We start from the raw sequence: 9,176 nt of genomic DNA, 5'->3' as shown, positions 1-9,176 counted from the left end.
GCGTACGGCGGGGCGAGGGTGGCCGCCGCGGGGGCGTCCCCGGTACGCGCCACCTCCTCCAGCGCCGCCAGGATCTGCTCGGCCGTGGCGCGCCGTACCGGATCCTTGGTCAGCAGGGCGCTCAGCACCGGCGCCAGACCGCCGGCCAGCTGCGCGGGGCGCGGCTCCTGGGTCACCACGGCGATGCACAGCGCGCTGAAGGTGTCCGCGCTGAAGGGGGCCTCGCCCTCGACCGCGGAGTAGAGCGTGGCGCCCAGCGCCCACAGGTCGTTCGCCGGGGTCGGCGGCTTGCCCTCCAACTGCTCGGGGGCCATGTAGGCCGGGGTGCCGATGACCGTGCCGGTGCGGGTGAGCGCCGTGGTCGCGTCGGCCATGTGGGCCACGCCGAAGTCGGTGAGGATCACCCGGTCGTCCATCAGCAGGACGTTGTCCGGCTTGAGGTCCCGGTGCACGATCCCGGCCGCGTGGGCCCGTTGGAGCGCCGTGACCATCGCCCTGCCGATCTCGGCGACCCGCCGTACCGGCAGCGGACCGCCCCGCGTGATCAACGCGGCGAGGGAGGCCCCGGTGACGTACTCCATGACGATGACCGGCGCGCCCTGGTGTTCGACCACATCGTGGACGGTGATGATCCCGGGATGGTTGAGCCGCGCGGCGGCGCGCGCCTCGCGCAGCACCCGCTGCACCAGCTGCTCGCGCTCCTCGTCGGTCACGCCCTGGGGGAGCAGGACCTCCTTGACCGCCACATCGCGCCCCAGCGTCTCGTCCTGACCGCGCCAGACGCGGCCCATGCCGCCCCGGCCGATCAGCTCCACAAGCCGGTACCGGCCACCGATCAGTGCCCCGCTCTCCGCTGCCACGGCACGGAACCTACCTCAGCGTCAGAACCAGAGCACCGAAGCCGACCGCATTCCTCCGCGCCGTGGCGGAGGCCGTCCGTCAGGTGTCGTAGTGGAACGTCTTCTTGAACGCGGCCATGGAGGTCGCCCCGATCCGCTCGCACCCGGTGTAGAAGGCCTGCTCGTTCTCCGCGTCGTAGCCGTTCACGGTGACCAACTGGGCCAGGGCGTCGTACTCCCGTTCGGCCTGCGCCTTGAAGTCCTCCTGGGACTGGTCGACCCCGGCGTGCCGGTGGAACTGCGAGCGGGCGGAACCGCCCTCCGGCGTGAACAGGGCATGGCTGTGCAGCGTCTCGAACAGGTCCAGGCCCGGGTCGGCGACCACCCGGTTGAGTGCGGCGATGGCGGCCGTCGGATTGGCCGCGGACCGGCGGAACTCTGCGCCCTGGATCACGGCCACGATCTTGGTCAGGCTCCGCCGGGCGTCGGCCTCCAGCCCCGTGAACGCGTTGCCCTCCGCGGTCAGCGCGTTGATCAGCCGCTTGGCGATCTGGTCGTTCTTCAGCCCGCTGGTCTTCGCCTCGTCGAAGAGGCCCCTGTAGCTGTGCCCGGACTGGCCCCCGGTGAGGAAGTTGCTGTTGGCGGCGATGCCGAACTTCTGGTCCTCGGTGTGCTTGTAGGTGAAGCCCGTCACCCCCTTGCCGCGGTCCCGGAAGGCGCCCAGCTCCTGCTGCACGCTCACCAGGGACAGCCGGCGGCGGACCTCCCCGAGGCGCTTGATCTTGGTGTCCTGGGAGATCTCGACGCCGTCCATTTGATCGGGCTTCGGAGAGGAGGCGGGCGGCGCGCCCGTACTGACCGCGATCGACTCCACCTGCGGCAGCGCCTTCGCCCGCTCCTGCCTGACCAGGACGTGGACCTGCTTGACGAGTTCCTCGTAGGACCTGGCGCTCACGGTGGTGCTCTCGTCCTTCGCCAGTTCCTTGACCCGGGCGATGATCGCGGCCTGGTCCGCCTCGGGCAGTTTCTTCAGCACGTTCGCCGCCCGCTCCCGCAGCCGCTCCTCGATGACCGACTCGCCGATCGAGTGGGGGCCCACCTTGACCGCACGCTGCACGGCCACCGGCCCCCCGGCCGCGGGTGCTCCCCCGGTCCATGCCCCGGGCCCTCTCGCGGCCCGCAGCAACGCCCCCACCGCCCGGTTGCCGGCCGTCCGCTGGAGGGAGAGCACCGCCCGGGCCGTGTGCGGGTGCGCGGGTGTGTGGGTGTGCGGACAGGGGGCGACGGCATCCCCTCTCGCCGGGGTCCGCCGGTGGCCGACGCGTTCCGACTCGGATCCAGGTTCCTGGTGTGCACGCATCACAGCTCCGGACTCGCGGTACCGGTCGTCGTCTCCCGGCGGGTCGATCTGCCATGGTCCCGCCGGCCGCAGCGCACCGGAAGGGCGGAAAGGGCAGCTGTGGGGGAAGCGCGCAGGGGGGCGAAGGGGACGTGTTCGATCCGACCCGCCCGGTGGCGACCGGGGTGGGGAGGTCATCGCCCCAACGACCTCCGGTACGTGCGCGCATGCCACACACGGCAGAGCCCGGTCGGGGTGGCGCACCGCACGGCCGCGGTGGCGCGGCCGTGCGCGACCCTTGCGGACGCTCCGGTCAGCCGCCCCCTGCCATGGGGCCGAGCCCGCAGGCCGCCCTGACCGCCGCGGTGTCCCAGTAGAAGGGGCGTACCTCGCGGATCCTGCCGTCCCTGATGGCGATCGTTTGCAGGATCGAGAGGGCCAGCTCCCGACCGGTGGCGCGGGCCCGGGCGCGTACGAGGGTCTCCACGACGGCGACCTCGGACACGGTGAGGAACTCCTGCTCCACCATGTCGAATCGCTCCCAGGTCTCGCTCATGGCGAGGAAGAAGCGGGCCAAGCCGTCGTGCCCGTGCCAGGTACCCGCGTACGGAAGCCCCTCGGCCTGGTGCAGCACCATGTCGGGGCCGAAGTAGGGGGCGAGGATGTCGAACGACGCCTGCCCGGGTCCGCCGGCGGCCAGGTAACGGGCCTCGGCCGCGTACATGCCGGTGAGCACGGACATCGGATCGGAGGTGGGGGAGGGTTCCGCGGTGGAGATGCTGATCATGGCAGCAGCCTGGCCTGGTGGGCGGGTTCGCGCTGGCGGGAATCGGACGACGAGCTGGGGCGCCCCTCAGACCGACGCCCCTCCCGGAGGCCCGGCAGGGCCTAGTGTGACTGGATGAGCGATGAGGCCCTGATACTGCGCCCGGTGTGCGAGGACGATCTGCCGCTGCTGGAGCGGTTCCTGACCGATCCGGAGGCGATGGGGCCGTTCCAGTGGATGGGGTGGGCCGATCCGCACCGGTTCCGGCGGCGCTGGGCGGAGAACGGGATGCTGGGCGAGGACGGCGGGCAGCTGATGGTGGCCTGCGGCGCGGAACGCCTGGGGTTCGTCGGCTGGCGGAAGATGTCCACCTGGCCCAAGGCGTCCTGCTGGAACATCGGGGCACAGCTGTTCCCGCAGGCCCGGGGTCGCGGCGTCGGGACGAAGGCCCAGCGGATGCTGGTGCGCTACCTCTTCGAACACTCGCCGGCGGTCAGGATCGAGGCCGACACCGAAGTGGGGAACATCGCCGAGCAGCGCGCCCTGGAGAAGTCCGGCTTCACCCGGGAGGGCGTGCTGCGCAGTGCGGCCTTCCGGGGCGGGCGGTGGCGGGACCTGGTCCGCTACAGCGTGCTGCGGGAGGACATCGAGGCGGCCGGCTGCCAGGAGGGGTAGGCCAGGGCGCCGTCTTCCCCGTTGCGGCGGACGAGGTGAACACCCGTGCGTATCGTTCCTGTTGGCGATCAGCGCGAGGCTGGGCCGCACCCCGGGACGGCGCCGCGCCGGACCGGGCACACGAGGGGAGACGATCAGCCGTGAGCCAGCACCTGGGGGCCGACCCGGGCCCGGTCCGTGCCGAACTGACCATCGACGGGCGCCGGTTGTCCTACCTGGACTTCGGCGGTACGGGCCGTCCCCTGCTCGCCCTGCACGGGCACCTGTCCGAGGGCGCCTCCTTCACCCACCTGGCCGGCGCCCTCGGCCCCGAGTGGCGGGTCATAGCCCCCGACCAGCGGGGCCACGGGGACTCCGACCGGGCCGCGGAGTACACCCGCCAGGGCTATCTCGCCGACCTGGTCGCGCTGATCGAGCACCTGTCGCTCACCGAGCCGCCGGTCGTCCTCGGCCACTCGCTCGGCGGCATCAACGCCTACCACCTCGCCGCCGAGCGGCCCGACCTGGTCTCCGCGCTGGTCAACGTGGACGCCCCGGTCTATCTGCCGGGCGGCCCCAGCCCGCTGGCCTTCGTCGCCAACATGCCGTACACCGCCGCCACCCGGGAGGAACTGCTGGACGCGGTGGGTCCGATGCGGCCCATGGTGGAGCAGACGCTGCGCCCGCTGCCCGAGGGGGGCTGGCGGCTGCCCTTCCACCCGCGGGACACGGTCGACTCGGAGACCCTGGTGCACGGCGAGCACTGGGCGCAGTGGGTCGGCAGCGACTGCCCCGCGCTGCTGGTCAACGGCAGCCGCAGCCAGGCCGTGCCGGGGGAGCAGGCCGACATGATGGTGGCCCGCCGCTCGCACACCCGGCTGGTCACCCTGAACACCGACCACTTCGTGGGACTCCGGGACCCGGACGGGCTGGCCAAGGCGGTAGGGGAGTTCCTCGCCGGACTGTGAGCCGGCTACCAGGCCGCCGCCGCGGGGCGCGCGCCGCTACGCCGGGCGGACCGCGCCGCTGAACGGCATCTGGTCGATCGGGGCGATGCGGACCGGGGCGCCCGGGTGCGGGGCGTGGATCATTCGGCCGTCGCCGATGTAGATGCCCACATGGCTCACGCCGGAGTAGAAGAACACCAGGTCGCCGGGGGCGAGGTGGCCGCGGGAGACCCGGGTGCCGGCGTTGATCTGGGTGTAGGTGGTGCGCGGCAGCGCCACCCCCGCGGCCTTCCAGGCGGCCTGGGTCAGCCCGGAGCAGTCGTAGCCGGACGGGCCGGTGGCGCCCCAGACGTACGGCTTGCCCAGCGCCCCGTACGCGTACGAGACGGCGCGCGCGGCCCGGCCGGAGGGGGCCTTGCCCGGGGTGAGGAGGTGGCCGAGCGCCTCCCGGGCGACCCCGTCCGCGAGGCCGCCGGCGCCCGGGTGCGCCCTGCCGGAGCCATGGGTGGTGTGCGAGCGGAGCGGGCCCCCGGTGGCCGCGCGGTGGCCCGTACCGCCGTCGGTCAGGGCGCGGCGCTGCTCGGCGGTGAGCCGGTGCAGCAGCCGGTCGGCGCTGGCCAGCTTGGCCTCGATGGTGCGCTTGTGCCGGGCCAGCTCGCTGCGGGAACGGTTCAGCTCGGCCAGCCTGCCGCCGGCCTCGGCCCGTACCTGCCGCAGTCCGCGCATCTGCCGTGCCACCCGGGTCACCGCCGCGCCCTGGCGGTCGGCGGCCCGGGTGGCGGCGGTCGCGTGGTCCAGGAACGTGTCGGGGCGCTCGGAGAAGGCGGCCTGGAGGGTGGGGGACAGGCCGCCCGCGCGGTACTGCGCGGCGGCGTAGGAGCCCAGGGCGCCGCGTGCCGCGTTCAGCCGCTGCGTCTTGCGGGCCGCCTCGTCGCGGAGCGACTCGTAGGCGGCCCGCGCGCTCTCCGCCCGTTCCCTGGCGCCGTTGTAGCGCTCGGTGACCTCCTCGGCCTCCTGGTGGTACTCCGCCACCTTGGCCCGTACCTGGGCCGGGGTGAGCCGGGTGTCGGCCTGGGCGCTGCCGGCGGAGGCGGTGACCGCGGTGGCGGCCCCCGCCAGGGCCAGGGTCGCGGCGGTGCGGGCGGTGAGGCGGGTGCCGCCCGAGAGCGGGCGGCGTTTCAGCTTCCGGTGCGAGGCCACGGTGGGGGGTTCCTTCCTGACAAACGCGTCGAACGTGTACGGGCTGTGTGCGCGTACCTGCCGTATGTGCCGTACGCGCCGGGCGTGCCGTACGCGGTACGTGCCGTACCGGGTCGGTCACCCGGTACGGGGCGGCCGGCCGCCGCGGCCGCGGCGGCCGGGTGGCCGAGTCCCGAGGCGGCGGCCCGTACGGGGGACCGGGCCGCCACCTCGGGTGAGGAAGGTAGACGGACAAGCCGGGCGCCCGGTGCGGAAAGGAAGGGAATGACTGCTTTCGGTGGCTACCGGATCGTTATCGATCGCTCAAGCGTGGTGCCACCAGGGCCTTTCTGGACAGCTGTGACCAATGTGGCGATCCGGCGTCCACCCATCGAAGATCGCTGATACGGGGCGGGCTACGCTCCGGGCCATGGACGTACTGATACACGTGTTCGTGGGCCTGCACATCATCGGTATCGGAGCGCTGCTCGGCGGCTTCCTCACCCAGATGAAGGCGATGCGGGCGGGCGCGGCCCGGATGGTCCCGGCGATGCTGCACGGCGCGCTGACCATGCTGGTCACCGGGGTGGCCCTGGTGGGCCTCAACCAGGCGAACGACGGGAGCCTGAACAACACGAAGATCGCCGTGAAGATGGCGCTGCTGATCGTGATCCTGGGTCTGGTCTACGTGAAGCGGGACGATGAGCGGGTGTCGCCCGGGGTGCTGGGCACCGTGGGCCTGCTGACCTGCGCCAACATCTTCATCGCGGTGCTCTGGGTCTGATCGGGCGGCCGACGCGGCCCGCTGTCCGGGAGGGCTCGCCGCCCCCGGTTCCGGCCCGGCGGGCGGCAATCCTGTGTGGGCTGTCGGTGGGGCCGCCTAGACTCGGTGGGCGATGAGCAGCAGCCTCTTTGACGACAGCTTCCTGGCGAACCTCGACACGGCGGCCCCCGCCCCCGCCGGCGAGGAGCTTCCGCCTCCCCCCGAGGACCTCGAGCACGAGGGGTACGGAGGCGCGGAGGAGGTGCCGCACGACCTGTTCGGCGACACTTTTAGCGTGCCCGTACCCAGTCAGCCCAGGGACTCGTACTACCGGGACGGCGCCGCCCGGCCCGCCCTGGACCCCGCCGCGCTGCTCGAGGGGCTGAACGAGCAGCAGCGGGCCGCCGTCGAGCACCACGGGGCGCCACTGCTCATCGTCGCCGGCGCCGGCTCCGGCAAGACCCGGGTGCTCACCCACCGCATCGCCTACCTGCTCGGCGCCCGCCAGGCGCACCCCGGCTCCATCCTCGCGATCACCTTCACCAACAAGGCCGCGGGCGAGATGAAGGAGCGGGTGGAGGAGCTGGTCGGCCCCCGGGCGAACGCCATGTGGGTGTCCACCTTCCACAGCGCCTGCGTGCGGATCCTGCGCCGCGAGTCCAAGAAGCTCGGCTTCACCTCGTCCTTCTCGATCTACGACGCGGCCGACTCCAAGCGGCTGATGGCCCTGGTCTGCCGCGACCTGGACCTGGACCCCAAGCGCTTCCCGCCCAAGTCCTTCAGCGCCAAGATCTCCAACCTGAAGAACGAGCTGATCGACGAGGAGACCTTCGCCGACCAGGCCGCCGGGGGCACCTCCCAGGCCGGAGGCTCTGGGGGAGGATTCGAGAAGACGCTGGCCCAGGCGTACGCGATGTACCAGTCGCGGCTGCGCGAGGCCAACGCGCTGGACTTCGACGACATCATCATGACCACGGTCAACCTGCTGCAGGCCTTCCCGGACGTGGCCGAGCACTACCGCCGCCGCTTCCGGCACGTCCTGGTGGACGAGTACCAGGACACCAACCACGCCCAGTACACGCTGGTCCGCGAGCTGGTCGGCACGGGCACCGGCCCCGAGGGCATCAGCCCCGCCGAACTGTGCGTGGTGGGCGACGCCGACCAGTCGATCTACGCCTTCCGGGGCGCCACCATCCGCAACATCCTCCAGTTCGAGGAGGACTACCCGGACGCGCGCACCATCCTGCTGGAGCAGAACTACCGCTCCACCCAGACCATCCTCAACGCCGCCAACGCCGTCATCGAGCGGAACGAGAACCGCCGCCCGAAGAACCTGTGGACCGAGGCCGGGGCCGGCGCCTCGATCACCGGCTACGTCGCCGACACCGAGCACGACGAGGCCCAGTTCGTCGCCGACGAGATCGACCGGCTCACCGACGCCGGCGACGCCAAGGCCGGCGACGTCGCCGTCTTCTACCGGACCAACGCCCAGTCCCGCGTCTTCGAAGAGATCTTCATCCGGGTCGGCCTGCCCTACAAGGTCGTCGGCGGCGTGCGCTTCTACGAGCGCAAGGAGGTCCGGGACGTCCTGGCCTACCTGCGGGTGCTCGCCAACCCGGAGGACACCGTCCCGCTGCGCCGCATCCTCAACGTGCCCAAGCGCGGCATCGGCGAGCGGGCCGAGGCCATGCTGGAGGCGCTGGCGCTGCGCGAGAAGATCTCCTTCGCCCAGGCCCTGCGCCGGGTGGAGGAGGCGTACGGCATGGCCGCCCGCTCGGTCAACGCCGTCAAGCGCTTCAACACCCTGCTGGAAGAGCTGCGCACCATCGTGGAGTCCGGCGCCGGGCCCGCCACCGTGTTGGAGGCGGTGCTGGAGCGAACGGGCTATCTCGCCGAGCTCCAGGCCTCCACCGACCCGCAGGACGAGACCCGGATCGAGAACCTCCAGGAGCTGGCCGCCGTGGCCCTGGAGTTCGAGCAGGAGCGGACCGCCGAGGAGCCCGGCACCCTCGCCGAGTTCCTGGAGCGGGTGGCGCTGGTCGCCGACTCGGACCAGATCCCGGACGAGGACCCGGACGGCACCGGCGTGATCACGCTGATGACCCTGCACACCGCAAAGGGCCTGGAGTTCCCGGTGGTCTTCCTGACCGGCATGGAGGACGGCGTCTTCCCGCACATGCGCGCGCTGGGCCAGGTCAAGGAGCTGGAGGAGGAGCGGCGGCTGGCGTACGTCGGCATCACCCGGGCCCGCGAGCGGCTCTACCTGACCCGCTCCACGATGCGCAGCGCCTGGGGCCAGCCCTCCTACAACCCGCCCTCCCGCTTCCTGGAGGAGATCCCCGAGCAGTACCTGCACTGGAAGCGCACCGGGCCCTCGGCGCCCTCCGCCACCATGAACGCCGTCTCCGGCATCACCTCCTCGCTGTCCTCCTCGCTCTCCGGGCGGGGGCGCGGGGGGCCCAGCGGCTTCGCCACCCGGCGGGCGAGCGAGCGCCCGGTCGTCTCACTGGCGGTCGGCGACCGGGTCACCCATGACTCCTTCGGCCTGGGCACGGTGGTCGCGGTCAAGGGCAGCGGCGACGCGGCCGAGGCGACCATCGACTTCGGCGAGGAGAAGCCGAAGCGGTTGCTGCTGCGGTACGCGCCGGTCGAGAAGCTTTAGCGCTTCGCGGGGGCGGATGTGCGGGTG

At 72.4% G+C, this 9,176-nt stretch carries 8 protein-coding genes; 4 read left to right on the top strand and 4 right to left on the bottom strand.

Going from position 1 to position 9,176, the window contains the following annotated elements:
- From E4099_RS24045 to E4099_RS24035, 3 genes are all read right to left on the bottom strand, one after another.
- On the bottom strand, positions 1–860 hold an 860-nt coding region (locus E4099_RS24045), incomplete at its 3' end, for a serine/threonine-protein kinase (RefSeq protein ID WP_135341207.1).
- Between the two features lie 79 nt (positions 861–939).
- Positions 940–1,962, bottom strand: coding sequence for a hypothetical protein (locus E4099_RS24040; protein WP_135341206.1), 1,023 nt, complete (start codon positions 1,960–1,962; stop codon positions 940–942).
- A 529-nt stretch (positions 1,963–2,491) separates the two neighbouring features.
- Complete coding sequence (locus tag E4099_RS24035) at positions 2,492–2,965, bottom strand: nuclear transport factor 2 family protein (protein WP_245245127.1); 474 nt, start codon at positions 2,963–2,965, stop codon at positions 2,492–2,494.
- Positions 2,966–3,079: 114 nt separating this feature from the next.
- Here E4099_RS24035 and E4099_RS24030 point away from each other — a divergent pair, with 114 nt between their 5' ends.
- Together E4099_RS24030 and E4099_RS24025 are read left to right on the top strand one after the other, a co-directional pair.
- On the top strand, positions 3,080–3,619 hold the full coding sequence (locus E4099_RS24030) for a GNAT family N-acetyltransferase (protein ID WP_135341205.1): 540 nt from the start codon (positions 3,080–3,082) through the stop codon (positions 3,617–3,619).
- Between the two features lie 140 nt (positions 3,620–3,759).
- Positions 3,760–4,566, top strand: coding sequence for an alpha/beta fold hydrolase (locus E4099_RS24025; RefSeq protein ID WP_245245126.1), 807 nt, complete (start codon positions 3,760–3,762; stop codon positions 4,564–4,566).
- A gap of 36 nt (positions 4,567–4,602) precedes the next feature.
- Here E4099_RS24025 and E4099_RS24020 read toward each other — a convergent pair whose 3' ends face one another.
- Positions 4,603–5,745, bottom strand: a complete 1,143-nt coding sequence (locus tag E4099_RS24020) for a C40 family peptidase (protein WP_135341204.1) — start codon at positions 5,743–5,745, stop codon at positions 4,603–4,605.
- Positions 5,746–6,154: 409 nt separating this feature from the next.
- Between E4099_RS24020 and E4099_RS24015 the strand changes: the two genes are divergently transcribed.
- Both E4099_RS24015 and pcrA read left to right on the top strand, forming a co-directional pair.
- The gene (locus E4099_RS24015; protein ID WP_135341203.1) at positions 6,155–6,508 is read left to right on the top strand and encodes a hypothetical protein; all 354 of its coding nucleotides are present in this window, start codon (positions 6,155–6,157) and stop codon (positions 6,506–6,508) included.
- 112 nt (positions 6,509–6,620) lie between these two features.
- Complete coding sequence (gene pcrA / locus E4099_RS24010) at positions 6,621–9,149, top strand: DNA helicase PcrA (RefSeq protein ID WP_135341202.1); 2,529 nt, start codon at positions 6,621–6,623, stop codon at positions 9,147–9,149.
- Positions 9,150–9,176: the final 27 nt, after the last annotated feature.

The organism is Streptomyces palmae (assembly GCF_004684805.1).
In the GTDB taxonomy this organism is placed as follows: Bacteria; Actinomycetota; Actinomycetes; order Streptomycetales; family Streptomycetaceae; genus Streptomyces; species Streptomyces palmae.
This window is presented reverse-complemented; position numbering and strand designations above follow the sequence as displayed.

Coding starts and splice junctions, on each gene's coding strand:
- E4099_RS24035 (WP_245245127.1), bottom strand. CDS start 2,965: ATGATCAGCATCTCCACCGCGGAACCCTCCCCCACCTCCGATCCGATG.
- E4099_RS24030 (WP_135341205.1), top strand. CDS start 3,080: ATGAGCGATGAGGCCCTGATACTGCGCCCGGTGTGCGAGGACGATCTG.
- E4099_RS24015 (WP_135341203.1), top strand. CDS start 6,155: ATGGACGTACTGATACACGTGTTCGTGGGCCTGCACATCATCGGTATC.
- pcrA (WP_135341202.1), top strand. CDS start 6,621: ATGAGCAGCAGCCTCTTTGACGACAGCTTCCTGGCGAACCTCGACACG.